The 20,583-nt window shown below is 38.4% G+C and carries 19 protein-coding genes; 5 read left to right on the top strand and 14 right to left on the bottom strand.

What is annotated here, in order from left to right; translation table 11 throughout:
- Window position 1: 1 nt before the first annotated feature.
- The 5 genes from FAY30_RS08315 to FAY30_RS08295 form a co-directional block, all read right to left on the bottom strand.
- Entirely contained in the window at window positions 2–1,489 is a 1,488-nt protein-coding gene (locus FAY30_RS08315) for an MDR family MFS transporter (RefSeq protein WP_149869431.1), read from the bottom strand.
- A gap of 55 nt (window positions 1,490–1,544) precedes the next feature.
- Window positions 1,545–1,988 (bottom strand): cyclic-di-AMP-binding protein CbpB, encoded by a 444-nt coding sequence (gene cbpB / locus FAY30_RS08310; RefSeq protein ID WP_149869430.1) that lies wholly within the window; start codon window positions 1,986–1,988, stop codon window positions 1,545–1,547.
- 114 nt (window positions 1,989–2,102) lie between these two features.
- A complete protein-coding gene (locus FAY30_RS08305) occupies window positions 2,103–2,339 on the bottom strand; it encodes a YkuJ family protein (RefSeq protein WP_098526949.1) in 237 nt (78 codons plus the stop codon).
- 230 nt (window positions 2,340–2,569) lie between these two features.
- Complete coding sequence (locus FAY30_RS08300; protein WP_149869429.1) at window positions 2,570–2,806, bottom strand: hypothetical protein; 237 nt, start codon at window positions 2,804–2,806, stop codon at window positions 2,570–2,572.
- A gap of 71 nt (window positions 2,807–2,877) precedes the next feature.
- Window positions 2,878–4,089, bottom strand: a complete 1,212-nt coding sequence (locus FAY30_RS08295) for an EAL-associated domain-containing protein (protein ID WP_149869428.1) — start codon at window positions 4,087–4,089, stop codon at window positions 2,878–2,880.
- A 139-nt stretch (window positions 4,090–4,228) separates the two neighbouring features.
- Between FAY30_RS08295 and FAY30_RS08290 the strand changes: the two genes are divergently transcribed.
- Together FAY30_RS08290 and FAY30_RS08285 are read left to right on the top strand one after the other, a co-directional pair.
- Window positions 4,229–5,062 (top strand): C39 family peptidase, encoded by an 834-nt coding sequence (locus FAY30_RS08290; RefSeq protein ID WP_223820926.1) that lies wholly within the window; start codon window positions 4,229–4,231, stop codon window positions 5,060–5,062.
- A gap of 166 nt (window positions 5,063–5,228) precedes the next feature.
- On the top strand, window positions 5,229–6,002 hold the full coding sequence (locus tag FAY30_RS08285; protein WP_317845700.1) for a metallophosphoesterase: 774 nt from the start codon (window positions 5,229–5,231) through the stop codon (window positions 6,000–6,002).
- 129 nt (window positions 6,003–6,131) lie between these two features.
- Here the strand turns inward: FAY30_RS08285 and FAY30_RS08280 are convergent, their stop codons facing one another.
- The gene (locus tag FAY30_RS08280) at window positions 6,132–8,243 is read right to left on the bottom strand and encodes a sensor domain-containing protein (protein WP_149869427.1); all 2,112 of its coding nucleotides are present in this window, start codon (window positions 8,241–8,243) and stop codon (window positions 6,132–6,134) included.
- Window positions 8,244–8,510: 267 nt separating this feature from the next.
- On the opposite strand from FAY30_RS08280, the gene FAY30_RS08275 reads away from it, so the two are divergent.
- From FAY30_RS08275 to FAY30_RS08265, 3 genes are all read left to right on the top strand, one after another.
- The gene (locus tag FAY30_RS08275; protein WP_149869426.1) at window positions 8,511–8,996 is read left to right on the top strand and encodes a YkyB family protein; all 486 of its coding nucleotides are present in this window, start codon (window positions 8,511–8,513) and stop codon (window positions 8,994–8,996) included.
- A 221-nt stretch (window positions 8,997–9,217) separates the two neighbouring features.
- On the top strand, window positions 9,218–9,418 hold the full coding sequence (locus FAY30_RS08270; protein WP_149869425.1) for a hypothetical protein: 201 nt from the start codon (window positions 9,218–9,220) through the stop codon (window positions 9,416–9,418).
- Window positions 9,419–9,601: 183 nt separating this feature from the next.
- On the top strand, window positions 9,602–10,756 hold the full coding sequence (locus FAY30_RS08265; protein ID WP_149869424.1) for an aminotransferase A: 1,155 nt from the start codon (window positions 9,602–9,604) through the stop codon (window positions 10,754–10,756).
- A 52-nt stretch (window positions 10,757–10,808) separates the two neighbouring features.
- On the opposite strand, the gene FAY30_RS08260 is transcribed toward FAY30_RS08265, so the two are convergent.
- From FAY30_RS08260 to glpK, 8 genes are all read right to left on the bottom strand, one after another.
- Window positions 10,809–10,988: a hypothetical protein gene (locus FAY30_RS08260; protein ID WP_149869423.1), complete on the bottom strand. Its 180-nt coding sequence runs from the start codon at window positions 10,986–10,988 to the stop codon at window positions 10,809–10,811.
- Window positions 10,989–11,073: 85 nt separating this feature from the next.
- Window positions 11,074–11,952, bottom strand: coding sequence for an NAD(P)-dependent oxidoreductase (locus FAY30_RS08255; protein ID WP_149869422.1), 879 nt, complete (start codon window positions 11,950–11,952; stop codon window positions 11,074–11,076).
- A 166-nt stretch (window positions 11,953–12,118) separates the two neighbouring features.
- Window positions 12,119–12,592: a hypothetical protein gene (locus FAY30_RS08250; protein ID WP_149869421.1), complete on the bottom strand. Its 474-nt coding sequence runs from the start codon at window positions 12,590–12,592 to the stop codon at window positions 12,119–12,121.
- Window positions 12,593–12,853: 261 nt separating this feature from the next.
- Window positions 12,854–14,290: a group II intron reverse transcriptase/maturase gene (gene ltrA / locus FAY30_RS08245; RefSeq protein WP_149872629.1), complete on the bottom strand. Its 1,437-nt coding sequence runs from the start codon at window positions 14,288–14,290 to the stop codon at window positions 12,854–12,856.
- Window positions 14,291–14,975: 685 nt separating this feature from the next.
- A complete protein-coding gene (gene ptsP, locus FAY30_RS08240; RefSeq protein ID WP_149869420.1) occupies window positions 14,976–16,694 on the bottom strand; it encodes a phosphoenolpyruvate--protein phosphotransferase in 1,719 nt (572 codons plus the stop codon).
- 2 nt (window positions 16,695–16,696) lie between these two features.
- Window positions 16,697–16,960, bottom strand: coding sequence for a phosphocarrier protein HPr (locus FAY30_RS08235; RefSeq protein ID WP_149869419.1), 264 nt, complete (start codon window positions 16,958–16,960; stop codon window positions 16,697–16,699).
- 275 nt (window positions 16,961–17,235) lie between these two features.
- Window positions 17,236–18,894, bottom strand: a complete 1,659-nt coding sequence (locus tag FAY30_RS08230; protein WP_149869418.1) for a glycerol-3-phosphate dehydrogenase/oxidase — start codon at window positions 18,892–18,894, stop codon at window positions 17,236–17,238.
- Between the two features lie 128 nt (window positions 18,895–19,022).
- A complete protein-coding gene (gene glpK / locus FAY30_RS08225; protein WP_149869417.1) occupies window positions 19,023–20,513 on the bottom strand; it encodes a glycerol kinase GlpK in 1,491 nt (496 codons plus the stop codon).
- Window positions 20,514–20,583 lie beyond the last annotated feature (70 nt).

Below are 20,583 nucleotides of genomic sequence, written 5' to 3'. Positions count from 1 at the left end.
TTTACACAGCGCCCTTTCTCTTTTTAGGTATAAATAATATCAATAGCAAACTTATTAAAGCAAAGGTGAGAACAACATAATAAACTGTGTGTAAGGAAAATGCCAGTCCCTCCTGTAAAATATTCTTGACTGAATCCGTCAGTTTGTCCCGTTCACTTGCTTTTAAGAGAATATTAGTGTCATCGACTGTTAATGTCTTATCATTTTGCCTAAAATAATGGACCATACGGTTATTAAGGATTCCTCCTAATAAAGCAACACCAATTGTACTGCCCAAATTCCGCATAAACATATTCGCTGCTGTAGCTATTCCCCTCTGCTGCCAAGCAACAGTGCTTTGAATCGAGACGATAAATGCAGTAGATGTCAGCCCCATGCCCACACCAACGAAAAAGGAGCCCGCAGCTGCCCATATCGGACCCGAAGAAGCCGACATCGTAACGAAAGCAATACTCCCAATCAGTAAGAATGCCCCTCCAATGATTGAGGTTTTCCGGTACCCGATTGTGATCAGCATCCGTCCCGAAAGTGCGGATGCGATTGGCCAGCCGATTGACATCGTAGTAAGTGTAAACCCGGCGACAATTGGAGTTTGTTCCATTACACCCTGTACAAAAGCCGGTAAAAAGCTCGAAATGCCGATTAACATAACGCCAGTTGTCAGTGATGTAATATTAGCGATAAAAATGGAGCGTTCTTTCCAAATTGAAAATGGCATAACTGGTTCAGATGCACGCCCTTCTTGAAAAATAAAGGCCAACAAAGCAAGTCCCGACAAAACCATCAAACTAACCATCTGCCAAGCCCCCAACCTGCTTCCATCGATAAGGACAAACATAAGTGTCGAAATCGTGATCGTTAAAAGAATGGCCCCCAGGTAATCTATTTCATGTTTTTTCTTTTCAACATTTTCATGTAAGAAAAGCCATAATCCAACTAATGAGAGAATCCCAAGGGGGATGTTTATCCAAAAGACATAATGCCAGCTGGCATATTGGACAAGTAAACCGCCGACTGCTGGTCCAGTAATAGCCGAAATCCCCCATACACTTGAAAGGTACCCTTGTATTTTCGCTCTTTCTTCTTTCGAGTAAATATCACCCACAATAGTTGTCGCAATAGGTGTGACAGCCCCCGCTCCGAACCCTTGGATTAATCGATAAATGATCAATGTCTTCATTGATCCAGCAAAGCCGCAAAGGACCGAACCGATTAGAAAAATAATAATTCCAATGGTAAGTATAGGCTTTCGGCCAAATAAATCTGAAAGTTTTCCATATATCAAGACGGTGACAGAATTCATTAAAAGATATGCAGAGAACACCCAGCTATAATGTGTAAATCCTCCCAAATCTGCAACAATTGCCGGCATCGCAGTTGATACAATCGTTGCTTCAATTGCTCCCATAAACATGGCCAGCATCACTGCGGCCAGCACAAGCGGTTTTTTTGTCCTGTTTACAGCAGATTTTCCAACATCTGTATCCATCATTACACCTCAAAGAGAAAAAATATAGCTCCCTTTATGGGAGCCTAAATATCAACTACTTTTTAAATCTTTTTACAATTTTATTTAATTGATTTAAAACCGTGCTTCTGGGTAATATCCCTTCAAAAAAGCCATCTTCATTTTCAACGCATAGAAACGGATGATTGACAAGCACATCCAGGCACACAATCAGCGACTCAGAAATAACCACTCGTGGAATCAAGCTTTTCATGACCTCTTCCACCCGTTTATTTTCAAGCTGTTCAAATTCAATCCGTTCAAGCCCAAGTATCGAATCCATAATAATGGGCGTGCTTATTAACCCATGCAGTTTGTAATGCGGATCCAATACAGGAATGGCAGTATATCCGCTTTTCGTAAGGACCAACAATGCATGTTCGAGATTATTTCCAAGCTGCACATGAGCAACCCGCTCTGAAGGAATCATTAATTCTTTTATTGTTAACTCTAAAAATTCTCCACTGGGAAGACTGATCATCACCGAAAACTCCTCAATGTTTGTTTTTCTACAGACCTATTTTATCATAGTTTTTAGTGATCAGGTTAATTTTGAAGCGTTTTCTACATAAAAAGAAGGAACCAATAATGGTCCCTATTGAATCAAATCAAATATTTCAATGGTAATCATATCAATATTATCAAATTGATAACGCTTCGGCTTTTCCTTTTCGTTATATATTTCTAATTCAAACGTTTCCGTTTTTGGATGAAATGTTACCTGACACTTTCTTTCGCCATTTACCTCGAAATAGCGTTGCGCCGGCTCACCACTAGTAGATTGTTCCTGAAGGTTTTTTAATCTTGTTAATATACCTTGCAGCTGTGACATAGGCTTATCCTCCCTTTCAAACCCAAAACAAACTGTTTACAGTTATGTTTCTCATTTGGCATATTTCTATCCTGATGGATTTTTTCTAGAATTTTACAAGTAGTTCTTTTTATATGCCAATATTAAAAGAATAAAATAATAGACACCATTTGTCCAAGTAAAAATAAAATAAATGGGGATTTTTTTTAAAAATAGAATAGAAAAAATAGGCCTCTCGATGCTGAGGCCTATTATAAAAAGGTTATGGCGACGAATAGAACTATAAAAAGAAGTAGTGCAAAAAAAATTCCATATGCCAGGAAAATTGGATTTCTTAAATATACATTCCCTTGTACCGGTTTAGCAATTTTTGAATCGAATTCCCCTTCTACCGTCTTTTGCTGTCTAGCGACAACAAAGGTATATAAAAGAGATACCGCAAGAATAGCGACAATCGCAATGGCCAGAATGTTAACGAAAAGATTCATGAGCAAGTCTCCTTCTAATGGTCGTTACACTTAAATTGCCACTCCGTGAATCATTCTATACAGGTGCATTCTTACAGTAATTCGTCATGCTCAAATAAATATTGGTAGGATATATCGATAAACAAATAATCATTTTCGTTAACAGGAAAAGAAAACGTCCGAATGGTCTCACCTGTTTCAATGTCACAATACAAATCAGATAACCTTCCTTTTTGTTCATGACGCATCTTTATGATATTTTCTAAAAAATACGGGCGCCAACTCCAATTTTTATTTAAATATTCAGGCTGTGTACTCCAGCCATTGGTACCTTTGAAAATATTTTCCGACTTTTGAAAACCATCCTCGTCACAAACGTACATGCGGAAAGCAATACCATCCATTTCCTTTACGAGTGCTTGGAACAGGTTCTCGTAACCTGACTTCCTGTTTTTCACAACAATTTCCTGAACCGTCGCTTGAAAAAATTCTGCTGTCGTAAAGACTGCCTCTAATTTTCGTTTTTCGTATGAAATAAAATCATGAAATTTTTCTTTTAAGCGATATTTTAATATATCATGTTTTATAAATTCAGCTTCAGGCGGATGTAAATAAAACCCCTGATAAAAGTGACCGCCATTTTTCCAGGCAAATTGCAGCTGGTAACTCATTTCAATGTTTTCAAACAATAGGGTTGCACCAATTTTTCTTGCCAAGAGTGACAACGCAAATAAGACATCATTAAAATTTATACCTGTTGCAGTAGATTTTAATGCCTGAAGATTGATTTTTATTATATCAGGTTCAAGCTGGCCGATTCGTTCAAAGTAATGACTTTCGCTCCCAATACTAGATATAGCAATTTTAATCCCATATGTCCGGTAATATTGCAGGAGATGATCAAATTGATCCAAATCACCATGGTAATTCCGATCAGAAATTTCCAGAACAATGCGGTTTAAACTTAATCCCCTCTTTTCAAATGCTATAAGCTCCTGTAAAAAAGGTTCACCATGGCCATACATTAATAATTCCGCATTTCGATTCAAAAAGACACTTATATTTTCATCAAGCTGAAGTGCCTTTTCGAGTGCCTTTTTCACTATTAGTAAATCCACTTCAAACTTATATTCATCAGGGATCTGATCATCCTGAAAGAAAGGGCCTAAGCTTATTATTCCACCCTCTGATTGATAACGCCCCAATACCTCATAAGCGATGACACATTGCTCATCGGCACTAAAAATCGGTTGAAAATACGGTATACAATTTTCAAGATCCGATAGAATTTCCAATGCATCCATCCAAGTTCCTCCAAAAAAATAATTTTCATAATACCATACGCTATAATCAAGCTTCGCGTTCTTTGCCAAAAGAATACCATTATATCTGCAAGGATACAATCATATCCTATATCCAAGCTCCATCAAAGGAGGTCAAGTGTTGAAGAGGATTTTTATTTTTGCCTCAATCTTGCTAATGATTGGATGCAGTCACTTTCAAGCCAATACAAATAAAAGATCAGCACCTGTAAAGGCACCTGTACAAACAAAATCTCAAGCGCCATCCCCGAACGGGAAAAATAATAAATCCTATACGACAAAAGATCTTAATAACCAATTGATGATTCCTGAAAGGATAGAAAATATTGAAAACACCGTTAAGCCAACTCCAATAAAGGAATCAATCATGCTTGATGTCATTCAAATTAATCAAAATCCGGAGCTCCGGTATGGGTGCGAAGTGACCAGTCTAACAATGGTCCTCCAATATGCAGGCGTTAAAACAACTAAAATGGACCTGTACCAAGCTATTCAAAAAGATCCAGATCCGCTAATTAAATCAGCGGCAGGGGATATCTTACATTGGGGGAATCCGGCCGATGGATTCGTTGGGGATATGACTGGCAAACAGGCGGGATATGCGGTTTTTGATCAACCGATGATCAATTTAATAAACCAAAAACTGCCTGGGAGAGCAGTGAATTTAACTAACCAACCTTTTGAAAAGGTTCTGGAACATGTTTCTGCCGGCTATCCTGTAGTTGTTTGGACAACAGGGGATTACCGTCTCCCTGATCGCTGGGAAGGCTGGTATCACGGCAAGCAATATATAAAAACACCACTTGATTTACATGCTGTCGTCTTGGTCGGTTATGATGCCAATTTTGTCTATCTAAACGATCCCCTGTCAGGAAAGAAACAAGCGAAAGTTGGTAAAGAACGATTTATTTCTTCATGGAAAGCGCTGCAAAGCCGTGCGGTAAGTTATAGATAAAAGCAGTCATATTTTTTTGACTGCTTTTTTAATCATTTTTATTTGCTTTATTGAATAAACACTTATAAGGACCTTTTTGCTTGCAATATAGGTTAATATTAAAGAAAATACAAATGGACTCTACTATTTTCTAGAAAGTGAAAAAAAAGTTAGGTTGGTAGAAAAAATGGCAAAAGATCACACAAGGAGAACTTTTCTGAAACGTACATTTGGTTCATTTCTTGCCGTTCTCGGGTTAAGTTCGGGGGGATATATTTATGCCCATCGAATTGAGCCCTCCCTACTCGATATTCAAAAGCGGCAAATTAAACACCGATTAATTCCAAAAAGCTTCGACGGAATAACAATGGTTCAATTTAGTGATACCCATCTTGGTTTTCAATACAATCTTGACCAATTCAAAAAACTAGCTGCTAAAATAAATAATCTCAAACCTGACATTATTTTATTTACTGGAGATTTGCTGGACGAGCCGAATAAATTTACTGAAATGAATAAATTAATGACCATTTTAGAAACATTACAAGCTCCACTTGGTAAATACTGCATTTTTGGAAACCATGACCATGGCGGCTATGGGTCTGCCATTTATCGTAATATTATGGAGACAACTAATTTTACTGTCCTCTTGAATGAATCTGCACCGATTAAATTGCCGGATGGCAGCACCATTTATCTGCTGGGAATTGATGATGCGATGTTAGGAGCCCCAGATTTGCCATTGGCCTTAAAAGATGTACCGAATAACCGCTTTAAACTATTATTATCCCATGCCCCTGACCTTGCTGAGACAGCTTCGCAATATCCTATCCAGTGGCAAATCAGCGGTCACAGCCACGGTGGACAGGTTAAAATCCCATTGATTGGGGCGTTAGTTACCCCCCCTTCGCTCAACTATATCCGGAAGGACTATATCAGCTTGGAGAAGAAAATCCATTAACCCTCTATGTAAATAGAGGGATTGGGACAACACGGCTTCCATTTCGCTTTATGTCTAAACCGGAGTTAACCATTTTCACATTTAAAGGTGAAAACTAAAAAATCCTTATCCAATAATGGATAAGGATTTTTAGCTTTTCCTTTGTCCTAAAAATTTTTGCTCAACCTCTTCAATTGGGATTGGTTTCGAGTAGTAGAATCCTTGGATTTTATGGCAGCCAGCATGAGAGAGAAACTCCACTTGCTTTTTAGTTTCCACACCCTCGGCAATTACTTCTAAACATAGACTTTTCCCTAGATGGATAATGGTTGACGTAATCGCAGCATCCTTATGATTTTTCAGGATATCTCTGATAAAGGATTGATCAATTTTCAAACAATCTATTGGAAACTGTTTTAGATAGCTTAATGAGGAATACCCCGTCCCAAAATCATCTACAGATATTGATACGCCCAATTCCTTCACTTTCGTTAGAATGGGAATCGTTTCCTTCATATCACTCATTGTCCCTTCCGTAATTTCAATTCCTAAGGAAGATGCCTTGATTTGATATTTTTCAATCATAGATTGAATAAATGGAACAAGATTTGGATGTTGTAACTGCTTTGGTGAAATATTTACCGCCACCTGCAGATCGGTATATCCTTTTTCATTCCATACGTGAAGTTGACCGCAGGCATTTTCAATTACCCAATTTCCAATCGGGATAATTAACCCTGTCTCCTCAGCCAACGGAATAAAGACGGAAGGTGAAATAGCACCAAATTCTCTATCATTCCAGCGAAGCAGAGCCTCAAAACTTTTGACCTCACCGGTAGTCAGGTCAATTTGCGGTTGATAAAATAAGGAAAGTTCATTTTTGTCAATAGCCTTCCTTAGATGCGTTTCTAACGTTACTACATTGGAGAAAAAGGAATTCATTTCTGTCCGGTAGAATTGAAAATGCGCCTTTCCTCTTTCCTTCACACGAAAAAGGGCCTCATCCGCATTCTTAATCAGCATTTCGGCATCTTTCCCGTCATTTGGAAACATGCTGATCCCAATACTCGTAGATATAAAATACTCCTGTGAATTTAAATAAAAAGATTGTGAGAAAACTGAAAATACCTTCTTAACAAAGGTGCCGGCTTCCTTTCTGTCTGCCGAAAGAAGCAAGATATTGAACTCATCCCCGCCTACTCGATATATATAACATGTTTCATTTTGAAATTGTCCTAAACGTTCGGCAACTTTTTTTAATATTTCATCACCTGCCAAATGCCCAAGCGTGTCATTTAAATATTTGAACCGATCTAAATCAATTGAGATTAACGCAAACTCCTGCACGCTTTTAACTTTGGAATAAATATGTTGATTTAAATGTTCAAGCAATGCTCTTCTATTTAACAGCCCCGTCAATTGGTCATGAAAAGCCATAAACTTGATCATTTCCATATTCTTCGACTGCTCTGATAAATCCTTACATATGACATAAAGTCCGTTTATGATTCCATGAATGACAATCGGGACTGTTTTTATATGTACCATTAGGATATGACCTTTTGCATGAATAATTTTACAATCAAGTGATTCAAGTGCATAACCTGAACAAGTTTTTTCTAATAGGGTTTTAAATTTGACTAAATCATAATCATTGATAACATCATATATGGATCGATGTAACATCTGACTTTCCGAACACCCTGTTAAGACAGATGCAGCTGGATTTGCTTCTAGAATTTTCCCTTCCGGGCTGATGGTAAAAATAGCATCCAAATTATTATCGATAATGGAACGATACCTTTGTTCACTTTCGACAATTTTATTTTTCTCAATTGACCATTCTGTTACATCTCTCGTTACAGCAACGATATATTGGATTGTATTTTTATCATTATAAATTGGAGTTAAGATGGTTTCCCCATAAACTGTTTTTCCATCATCATAGGAAAATTGATCATCAAATAAAATGATTTCTCTTTTTTTTAATAATTGTTCATATTTTTGCTGCAAGGAGGTGGAAAACTCCTGTGGAAGAACTTCTTGAAACGTTTTTCCAATTGATTTAACAGTAAGGTTTGCTTTTTTCATCCCTGCTTCATTAACAAATATATAACGAAATCTTGGCCCCTTCTCAACCTTCATCACAAAAACCATATCCTGCACATGTTGGAAAATGATATCAAAAATGATTTTCTGTATTTTCACACTGGTGTTTCCAGAAACTAATTCATTGGTCAATAAACTATGTACATGATCCATTCAATCATCCTTTAGCAGAAAAAGTTCTGATTTTGTACAATAATGTTTTTACATTCTAGTAATTCTATTTTACAATGAAATTAACTGAAAGAAAGTAATTTATAGAAAATAATGATTATTTCACTAAAACTTTTATTACCTGGTTGTAGTATAGGATGAACTCACAATACTAATTCGTACTTTAACCGATCGGAATAAAGCACAAAAAAACAATTACAATATTTCTATTTAGATGAAAACAGGGTATAATGTAGATGTTTTAAAAGAATGAAAGGAGAACATACGTTGAATCACGATCAGAAACATCCCCTAAAAAAAATAAGTCTAACCAGTGAAAACCTCGCACAAGCTGTCTTTATCGTGAATCGCCATGCAAAAACAGCACCGAACCCCAAATATTTGTACAAATTGAAACAAGAATCACTAAAAAAATTGATTAATGAGGGCAAGGCAAGAAAAATAGGTCTCCACTTTTCTCAAAATCCGCGCAATAGCCAACAGCAGTCCGACGTGCTCGTTGAATGTGGAAGATATACCTTCCATATCCCACCAACAAAAGCGGATTTTCAGGATCTTCCGCATCTGGGCAAATTAGATGGCAGTGTTAGAAATCCGAAGGCAACACTTTCACTTACAACGGCAAAAACATTGCTGCAAACCTACACCGGAATAACTGAGTTTGAAAATCACCCACCGAACAAACGCACCTATCAAAAACCGATTTTCAAGAAATTAGGCGAGCATTATTCTTAATATCAATGAAAAAGTCAGGAAAAAGACATTTCCTGGCTTTTACTTTTCCAGGAGGAATAAGGTATACTTTTATCTCCTTGTCTAAATTTCGCTACATCTTTTTGAGGATTTTGTGAACATCATCACAATTGGATAGACTCTTTTATCAATCGGAATTACAATACATACATAAGGTGTACTTAATCAATATGCAGTAAAAAACAATAAAGAGGTGCTTGAATATGAAAGGAACTGCCATTCTTTTCCAAGAGCAGAATATTACGTTTATTGAGGATGTTGAACACTCCTTTTACGAAGAAATCAAAGAGCAATGTGGTTGTGATCATTGCAGCTGCAAGCTTGATGAAAAAATAGTTGAATTCGGTTCTGTCTCGCCTGTTTTTTGGCATGAAGACGAAGTTGACTGGGATTATGGATATTAATAAATACTCTTTCAATTTGATATAGACTCCCCTACCCCTAAAAAACGGTCCCTGAGAAAACTCGGGTCCGTTTTTTATTTCTTCTAGATACCCGCCTTTAACAGTAGAATCTAGACCTGATTATAGTCTATAATCAGTATATTCTAGAAAGTAAAATATCCTTACGAGAAGGGATCGTCAAAATTGGAGCATTTAATTAATCAACGTGTGAAAAACATTGAAATCTCAGGCATTAGAAAATTTTTTAATATGGTAGCCCATATGGATGACCTGATTTCTTTTACAATTGGACAGCCCGATTTCCCTACCCCCGAACATGTGAAAAGAGCTGGTGTGTCCGCAATCAATCAGAACTTTACTTCTTATACACATAATGCGGGTACCCTTGAATTAAGAGAGGCCTCCTGCCACTTTGTCAATAAAAAATATGGCTTGGATTACACTCCCGAAACTGAAGTAATCGTAACCGTGGGGGCTAGTGAAGCGATTGATATTGCGTTTCGGACCATTTTAACAGAAGACGCGGAAGTAATCCTGCCAGGTCCTATTTATCCAGGCTATGAACCGGTTATTCGAATGATGGGTGCAAAGCCTGTACATGTTGATATTCGAGAACATCAATTCCGCTTTACAATTGACATAATCAAGCCATATATTACTGAAAATACCCGCTGTATTGTTTTGCCCTACCCATCCAATCCAACTGGCGTAAGCCTTTCAGAAAAAGAGCTGAAGGAAATCGCAGACTTTTTAATGGATAAGGATATTTTTGTCCTTGCTGATGAAATCTACAGCGAACTCTCTTATGATCATAAACATACATCGATTGCCAGCTTCTTAAAAGAAAAGACAATCGTAATTAATGGGCTATCGAAATCCCACTCAATGACAGGCTGGAGAATTGGCTTTTTATTTGCTCCTGAAAACATCACGAAGCATATTTTAAAGGTTCACCAGTATAATGTGTCCTGTGCAAATTCAATTGCCCAGAAGGCCGCATATGAAGCTTTAACAGCGGGATTGGATGACGCAGCTGCTATGAAAGAGGAATATATCAAAAGAAGGGAATATGTACATAACCGTTTACTCTCAATGGGGCTTGCTGTTGTGAAGCCTGATGGGGCCTTTTACTTCTTTGTTAAGATTCCTGTGGCAATTCCACTTAATAGCTTTGATTTTGCCCTTAATCTTGTTCAGGAAACAAAAGTGGCTGTTGTTCCCGGCAGTGCTTTTTCCGAGTATGGTGAAGGATATTTTCGATTGTCATTTGCTTGTTCAATGGAGACCTTGGAAGAAGGCCTAAATCGATTAGAGCAATATTTAAAAAAATGGTCCTAAATTCAGGCAGAAAACCCTCACCATTATAAGTGAGGGTTTTCTGCTAGTGGGATTATTGCCCCTTATATTTTCCGTTATTTTTCGGTGCCTTCTCTTTTTTAGCTTTGTCTTTATGGATTTGATTTGTGGCTTCAGATCCTATTTCATGAGCGAATTCTTCATTTAATACTGCAGAATCGAAACCTTTTTTGTTCTTTTGCTTCGCGTCGTTCTTTTTCGTCCGTTTAGCCATATAAAATCCCCCTATCATAATTTTCTATCATAGTTTCTTGTAGTCAGGAGGATTTTATCCTTACCAGTTTTTGGCCCATGCAGGATTATTTCTTCCAATATTTATAGAGAGCCTGCGTACCGCTGTTTTCTTCACCCTTCTCCGCCAATTGGTCATATAGAGATTTCGCAAGGGATAATCCAGGAACATCCATATCCATTCGTTCAGCTTCATCTATAGCAATTTTCATATCCTTAATAAAGTGCTTTATGTAAAATCCAGGCTCGAAATTTCCATTTAACATTCTTGGGGCGAGATTGGATAATGACCAGCTTCCGGCCGCACCGGTCGTAATACTTTCCAGAACCGTTTCAGGATTTAATCCTGCTCTTTCAGCATAAACAATCGCTTCACAGACACCCATCATATTCGATGCGATTGCTATTTGATTACACATTTTTGTATGCTGGCCGGCTCCCGGCTTCCCTTGATAGACAATATTTGTTCCAAGATATTCAAGCAGCGGGCGAACCGCCTCAAATGCCTCTGCTTCACCGCCAACCATTATGGAGAGCTTCGCATCTCTCGCTCCTACATCCCCGCCGGAAACTGGGGCATCAATTGTATGGATCCCTTTCTTTCTCGCCGCATCATAGATTTTCACCGCCAAAGAGGGGGCAGAGGTTGTCATATCAATAAGATAGCTTCCCTGCTTACCATGTTGAATTAAACCGTTTTCACCTAAAAATATTTCCTCTACATCTTTTGGATAGCCAACCATGGTGAAGGTAACTTGGGCCTTTTCTGCGACTTCTTTTGGTGTATCTACCCATATTGCTCCACTCTCTATTAAGTCATTTGCCTTATTTTTTGTTCTTGAATAGATAATTAAAGAGTAACCTGCAGATAAAAAATGCCTCGCCATGCTTTTGCCCATTACACCTGTGCCAATAAAACCGATTACCGTATTATTTGGAGTGAACAAACAAATCCTTCCCTTCATTTTTCATTTTCTTTTATTTTATCACTCCCATTATTATTGGGAAAATAAAAAAGACCGTGACGCCCCAGCTCGTCCGGTCCTTTGTGCTCCATCTCCAAATTTATGCACATTTTAATGGTTTCCCTTACGGATAAAAAATAAACCATTTTTATAACTCTGATGAAAAATTTGTTAGGTACGTCCGTCCAAATACCTCTTTATCATTAAATACTTCAATTGACACTGCATGGTCCCGCTCAATCATCGTTTTTAGCTCTTGAATATGTAAATCTTTTTGCAATGGGAGAGGGTCCATAAAAATATACTTTTCGCTTTTTTCTTTCACTTCTAAATAATCACCATTTAATACTTGATCTTCACCATATATAATTTCTCTTTTACCGATTGCAGCCGCCAATTTATCATCATGGATGGTAATCTTCACCTTGTATAATTGGTGCCCTTCTAATATTTCATTGTTAATTCGAAAACGAAATTGGAGTTCATTATTCTTAGTGAGCAAGGCATCCGCATAGCGATTTACGATTAACTCATTTGAAAAAAGCATGCCGCACCCAGTTACTAAAAATGAACCCAATACCACCATGATACCGATAATGACCAGTTGAATCTTCCTTCGCATTCGTAACACTCCCTTATATTTTTACCATAGCCAAAATACATTGGTAGTAAACGTTAGGAAAGAGTAATTTAGGAGAAATTTTTTCAGTTAATTAGGTTTCATCACTCCTTCTTTTTCTTCTATTATTTCTATTATACAAGATTACGAAAGGAAATACTTGGGAACTTACAAAATAGAGTAGGGTAACCTCTTTCGAGGCTACCCCCTCATCAAACCGTACGTGCCCTATTAAGGCATACGGCTTACCAATGTGTTACAGAATCAGTACGTTGCTAATCTTTGTGCATATTTCATTTTACGAACAAGGTCGGGAGTATAATACTCTTGACCTTGTTCTTTTGCTTTAAGAACTCTTTTCTCCTGTTTCTCTTGTTGCTTCTCTTTCATTCGAAGAATGTAGCTTTCTAAGGAAAAACCGTATATTTTATGATAATAATACCAATATGAAGGGATGAGACCTATCATCGCAAAGAATTTATTATTCCACTTCGTTTTCATGGCATGACCTTTTCTTTGGCTTGGATGGGCATGTATCATGGATACTCTTAGTCTTTGCCGAATATAGCCATCTATCGCTTGTAACTCTTTCCCGAATGCTTTAAAGAAACATGAACTTGCAAATCCATGTTCTTCATTCGCTTTAATCGCTTTATATATGGTTAGAAAATAGTTAACCTTACCTCGTATTACAGGATTTACTTGGTCAATCCATTTTTCCTTGCTTAGGGTTAGAGTTTTCCTGGTTTTATCTTTGATTTTCTGTCGAAAATCCTTCCAAGTAGCTTCTTTTGGTTTGGCGATATAGTATGGCTTACCATCCTTTTTACGTTTTCTCCAGTGTTCAAACGTAAATCCCATAAAGTCGAAGTCATCGTCATCAAAATTTACAATCTTTGTTTTCTCCGATGCAAGCTCCAGACCGAGTTCGGCTAATTTATCTTCCGTAATCTCAGCCGCCTTTTTAATATCTTCTTCTGATTTAGCAAATATCAAGAAGTCGTCAGCGAATCTTACAAATCGAAATTTATGTTCTGCCCAAGTCCAGTCAAGTTCATTTAGATAAACGTTCGCAAGTAGTGGCGAGATGACTCCTCCTTGCGGAGTCCCAGAATCAGTTAAATGATATTTTCCTTCTTCCATATATCCCGCCTTTAACCACAGCCATATCATATCTAACACAGTTCCATCTGCAATGTATTTGTTTAAGACTTTTATTAGATTTTTGTGTGGAATATTATCGAAAAATCCTTTAATGTCTGCATCGAAGATGTAATTGTAACCTTGTTCGATATTTGCAAGGATTATTTGTAGAACACGCTCTGGTCCTACATTAGGTCTGTACCCACATGACCATTTGTGGAAAATACCCTTTTCAAATTTCGGCTGAAGAACGTTTACCAAAGCCTGTTGGACAATTCGGTCTTCTATATTTGGTATGCCTAGAGGTCTCTTTTTGCCATTTTTCTTGGGAATGTAGTGCCTTCTTACTGGGGAAGGTTTGTATTCTTTCTTTCTTAACTTTTGTAAAAGCGAATCTAAATTTTCTTCTAGACGGTATCTATAACTGTCAATCGTTTCGCCATCAATACCACCAGACCCTTTATTGGCTTCTACTTTTTCCCAAGCAGCTTTTAGTTTTCTGTCGAAAAGAATTTGTCCGTAAATACTATGCCATTTGAATTTTAACGCTTGATTCATTGCATATTCCGCACCCTTCATTGTGTACATTCAGCTCGTTTATACCGAAGTATCGTTTTCTGTTAGCATTACACACCTTTAAAGATGTGGAGCCACAAGGTCGTTCCCCTTCCGTTCATGTATGGTTTGGTCCATACACTACTTCCGTACTATGAGAACGTCTGACTTCTCCATCCACAGCCATCATTTCAGATTAACCTTATAGATGAATGTCCTTTCGGTAAGAATGGAGACCTCACGGGGTCATCGTACCTTCCTTTTAAACATACCCAGCACCATCACTTGGTAAGCTGTTTCTGCCCGGCTGATTCATTGAACAGAAACCATTACTGTTTGTAGCGGGCTTCCCATTATAATCGCATGGTCGCCAACTTACCCCGCCGCCGTGCTTCACACTTTTGCATTTGGGTCTGCTTATCCGACTACGGGTCTCTCGATTGTCCGCATCTCCTTCAGACACCACCTCACGGTGATGCCCTAGATTAGTCTTCACTAGTTGTATCAGCACTCTAATGGAAGGACTTCCACCTTCGAGAGAATGAGTCTTCTGGAATTCGGGAGTCGTGTTTACCGAGATAACGTACTCCAACCTTTAACAACTCATTCAGTGCAAGTAATCTGCACAAGGTACGACTGCCCGTCGCACAATAAAAGACCGGTACATATGTACCGGTCTGATGCTATATTAGTTTTTTGTTGTGGCAGATTGAACTGCTTCAATAACCTGTGAAGTGGTTTGCATATTTAACACTTCTTGGGCAAGCTTTTCCATATCGGACTTGTTCAAATTCTTGATTTGTGAACGAGCTTTTAAAATAGAAGTCGCACTCATCGAGAATTCATCAAGACCAAGACCCAAAAGGACTGGAATAGCTGTTTCATCCCCGGCCATTTCCCCGCACATACCTGCCCATTTGCCTTCTGCATGTGCCGCATCAATAACCATTTTTACAAGCCTTAAAATTGAAGGGCTGTATGGTTGATACAGATAAGCTACACGCTGGTTCATCCGGTCAGCAGCCATCGTATATTGAATCAAATCATTTGTTCCAATACTGAAGAAATCTACTTCTTTAGCAAATTGATCAGCTAAAACGGCCGTAGACGGAATCTCCACCATGATTCCAAGTTCAATATGCTCGGCTACCGTTTGACCTTCTGTAAGAAGTTTTTGCTTTTCTTCTTCAAGGATCGCTTTTGCAGAACGGAACTCGTCCAGTGTTGCAATCATTGGAAACATAATTTTTAAATTCCCATAGCTGCTTGCGCGAAGCAATGCCCGAAGCTGGGTACGAAAAATGCCTTGTTCTTCTAAACATAAACGAATAGCGCGGAAGCCTAAGAAAGGGTTCATTTCTTTCGGTAAATCCAAATATGGCAGTTCTTTATCGCCGCCAATATCCAAGGTACGAACGACAACAGGCTTTCCTGCCATTCCTTCTAGTACAGCTTTATATGATTCGAACTGCTCATCCTCTGTAGGAAGCTGATCTCTTCCCATATAAAGAAACTCAGTTCGATATAAACCTACACCCTCACCGCCATTCTCAATTACTCCTTTTAAATCATTGGGAGTACCGATATTGGCAGCTAGTTCTATTCTGTGTCCATCATTTGTCATTGTCGGTTCATTCACAAGTTTTGCCCATTCCGCTTTTTGAACTTCATAGTCTTCATGAATTTTACGATATTGTTCAACAAGTTCAGGAGTTGGGTTTATATGTACTTCCCCACTTAAACCGTCAACTACAACAAGGTCACCATTCGAAATTTCTTCTGTCGCCGTCTTTGTTCCAACAACAGCAGGAATTTCCATTGAACGAGCCATAATCGCTGAATGTGAGGTACGCCCGCCAATATTTGTCGTAAATCCTTTAACAAAATTACGGTTCAACTGTGCAGTATCTGAAGGAGTTAAATCCTCAGCAACAATGATCACCTCTTCAGCAATCATGCTTGGGTTTGGCAATTGAACACCCACCAAATGAGAGAGGACACGCTTTGTGACATCTCGAATATCTGCAGCCCGTTCTTTCATATATTCGTTATCCATTTGTTCAAACATCATAATGAACATATCTGCAGTTTCTTTCAATGCCGACTCAGCATTCACTTTCTCAGATTGAATTTTATCTTCAATCGGTGCATTTAGTTCAGGGTCACTTAGAACAAGAAGATGTGCTTCGAAAATCGCTGCTTTATCAGCTCCAAGCTCTATCTTAGCCTTGTCACGAATAGCTTCAAGCTCTGATTTAGATTTTCCCATTGCTTTCCGGAAACGTTCTACTTCTTTAGTGGCATCCTCAATCGTTCTCTTTTCAAATGATAAATCTGGTTCAACAAGACGGTATGCCTTCGCGATGGCAATACCGTTTGAAGCAGCAATTCCCTTTAAAAAAGTCATTTTTATGCCAAACCTTCTTTTTTCATTGTTTCTTCAAGTGCATTAAGAGCGTCGGCAGCATCACTGCCTTCAGCTGAAATTTTAATATCAGCACCTTGACCTACACCAAGTGACATAACTCCCATAATAGATTTTAAATTTACTGTTTTACCTTTATATTCTAAATTAATTTCAGAATCAAATCTGCTTGCTGTTTGAACTAATAAAGTTGCTGGTCTTGCATGAATTCCTGTTTCTGCGATTACTTTAAATTGTTTCTCTGCCATGCTAAATCAAACTCCTTTAAAATGTGATAAAAATTAAACTTGCTTTATTAAAAATAAACATTTCTCGCCATTTAGTCAACTAAATCGACATTAGACTAAAGAATAAACATCCATTCTTTTCAGTATATTTTTTCCCAAAAACGAACAATCATGTATGGATTCGTTCTTTCTTAAATTTGGGTTTTTTATATACAAAAGCTAGAATAGCATTTTCATCTTTTTCTAACAACTAAAAACGATTTATTACGACATTGTTCACAAAACTGTCAAAAACTTTATTCATCAATAGGAATGACGGATAAGTTTAAAGCGTTTTCCAACATAAATGAATAGTTTTGTTTTTCTTTTCTAGACCAATGTAATTGATCATTCATGTAGTCAATCACTTGTTTCTTCCATTTTTCAACTAAATCAATATTAAACATAAGGGCACCGGTCCTTCGGATGAAGAAATCCATTGGGGTCGCTACCATCTCTTTTTCTATCGCATAAACCAGTTTAGCAAATAATGATAATGGCAATCCATATTTAACCGCGTCAGCTTCGTGCCTCTTTAACAGCTGGAAAACTAAATCAACGTTTGAACCGTACATTTTTGTTAATTGAAGCGCTTCTTCTTTGGTTAGATTGGCGGCTATTCCCTTATCGATTTTTCCAGCTGCAAAGGCAGGGAAGTTTATTGCTCCACCGACATCACCGCCTGAAATCGGCAGCTTCATTGTCATACAAGCTGGATATTCCTTTCCTTCTTCACTCCTAAATTTAGCAGCCAGTAAATCCACAATTGTTTCAGCCATTTTCCGATAACCAGTTAATTTACCGCCGGCAATCGTAATTAAACCAGATTGGGACTCCCAGATTTCATCTTTTCGCGAAATTTCAGATGGATCCTTCCCTTCTTCGTAGATAAGTGGTCTTACTCCAGCCCAACTGGATTCGATATCCTTTTCCCTGATGTTCACCTCAGGGAACATGTAATTAATTGCATTAAGAATGTATCTGCGGTCTCTAACTGTCATATATGGATTAACCGCGTCCTGATCATAAAATGTATCTGTTGTACCGACATATGCTTTTCCTTCACGCGGGATGGCAAAGACCATCCGCCCATCCGGTGTATCAAAATAGACAGCTTGTTTTAACGGGAACCGTGACTGGTCAATAACAAGATGGACCCCTTTTGAAAGCTGCAATGTTTTCCCTTTTTTAGATTGATCCATCTCACGGATTGAATCAACCCACGGTCCAGCTGCATTGACAATTTTTTTCGCATGTACTTCGTATTTTTCCCCGGTCAGCTGGTCTTCTACAAACACACCAACAACTTTACCCTCATGGTAAATCAGTTTGCTGACCTTTGTATAATTACAGGCTACGGCTCCCTTTTCAACTGCTGCCTTCATTACTTCAATTGTCAGCCGGGCATCATCTGTCCGATATTCAACATAGTAGCCTCCGCCTTTCAATCCGGATTTCTTAATCAACGGTTCCTTAGCTAATGTTTCATCGATCGATAACATTCTTCTGCGTTCTGATTTTTTCACTCCTGCCAAAAAGTCATAAACTCGTAAGCCAATCGATGTACTGAATTTGCCAAAGGTTCCCCCTTTATGCAATGGGAGCAGCATCCATTCCGGTGTAGTTACATGTGGACCATTTTCATACACGATGGCGCGTTCTTTCCCTACTTCTGCTACCACTCTTACTTCAAATTGTTTTAAGTATCGGAGGCCTCCATGGACTAGTTTCGTTGATCGGCTTGATGTTCCTGCTGCAAAGTCCTGCATTTCAACCAGTGCAGTATTCATTCCTCTAACCGATGCATCAAGAGCAATTCCGGCACCAGTAATACCTCCGCCAATAACCAAAACATCATATTGTCCGCTTTTAAGTTTATTTACAATCTCCAAGCGGTTTAAATTAGAAAATTTCATTAGATTGTCCTCCCGGTTATGAAGCATTCATTATTTAATATGCTTAAAGTAATTAAAGGGAAATAAGAAAAGACCACAAAAGACACTACCGAATTTAAGGTAATGTTTTTGTGGTCTCTCCAAATTTATTATTTGAAAGCCATTGCCGCCTTAACAGCTTTTTTCCAGCCAGCATATAAAGTAATTCGTTTTTCTTCCGTCATCATTGGGGGGAATTGTCTGTCAATTGCCCATTGTTTTGAAATTTCTTCTTGGTTACCCCAGAAACCAACTGCCAAACCGGCTAAATAGGCTGCACCAAGAGCCGTCGTTTCATTGATAGTTGGCCTTTCAACTGGAACATTAAGAATATCACTTTGAAAATCCATTAAGAAATTATTTTTCACAGCACCGCCATCAACGCGAAGTGTTTTAAGTTCAATACCGGAATCTGCTTCCATTGCTGATAAGACATCTTTTGTTTGATACGCAAGCGATTCAAGTGTAGCACGGACAAAATGTTCTTTCGAAGTTCCACGTGTTATACCGAAAACCGCTCCACGGACATCACTATCCCAGTATGGTGTACCTAGTCCAACAAATGCGGGGACGACATATACGCCTTCTGTCGATTCTACCTGTTCAGCCAATCTTTCGCTATGTGGGGCATCTTGAATTAACCTTAAACCGTCCCGAAGCCATTGAACTGCGGATCCCGCAACAAAAATACTACCTTCGAGCGCATATTCTACCTTACCATTTAATCCCCATGCAATAGTTGTTAATAGCCCATGCTCAGATTGAACTGCTTTTTCTCCTGTATTCATAAGCATAAAACAGCCGGTACCATACGTATTTTTAGCCATGCCTTTTTCAAAGCATGCCTGACCAAATAATGCTGCCTGTTGGTCCCCTGCAACTCCTGCAATCGGTATTTCTTTACCGAAGAAGTGATAATCTATCGTTTTAGCATACACTTCAGATGACTGGCGAACCTCCGGAAGCATGGATTTGGGAACTTCCAAAATGTCCAGTAACTCATTATCCCAATTAAGTTCATGAATATTAAACATCAGTGTGCGGGAAGCATTTGAATAATCAGTAACATGCGCTCGTCCGCCGGAAAGTTTCCAAATTAACCACGTATCAATTGTTCCAAACAGCAATTTTCCTGCTTCTGCTTTTTCACGAGCTCCTTCTACATTGTCCAAGATCCATTTTACTTTTGTTCCGGAGAAATAGGCATCAATGAGTAAGCCTGTCTTTTTGCGAAAAAGATCATTTAAGCCCTTTTCTTTCAACTCGTCACAAATTTCGCTTGTCTGTCTCGATTGCCAAACAATTGCATTGTAGATCGGCTCACCTGTTTCTTTATCCCAAACAACAGCTGTTTCCCGTTGATTGGTAATACCAATGCCTGCGATTTGTTCTGGTTTTATACCCGATACGGATAACACTCCGGCAATAACTGACAGGATCGAACCCCAAATTTCATTGGCATTATGCTCGACCCAGCCCGGCTTGGGAAAATATTGTGTAAATTCCTTTTGTGCGGTATGGACGATTCCCCCGCTTTTATTGAAAATAATGGCTCTTGAGCTTGTTGTTCCTTGGTCTAAAGATAAAATATATTTTTCCATACTATCCCCCCATTCCAGATTATTTTAAGCCGCCAGGTTGGATTCTTAGAAAGGTCACCTATAATCAGTG

The sequence above is a fragment of the Bacillus sp. S3 genome (assembly GCF_005154805.1).
Classification (GTDB): Bacteria; Bacillota; Bacilli; order Bacillales; family Cytobacillaceae; genus Neobacillus.
The sequence above is the reverse complement of the archived record's forward strand: the minus strand, read 5'-3'. Positions and strand labels throughout refer to the sequence as shown.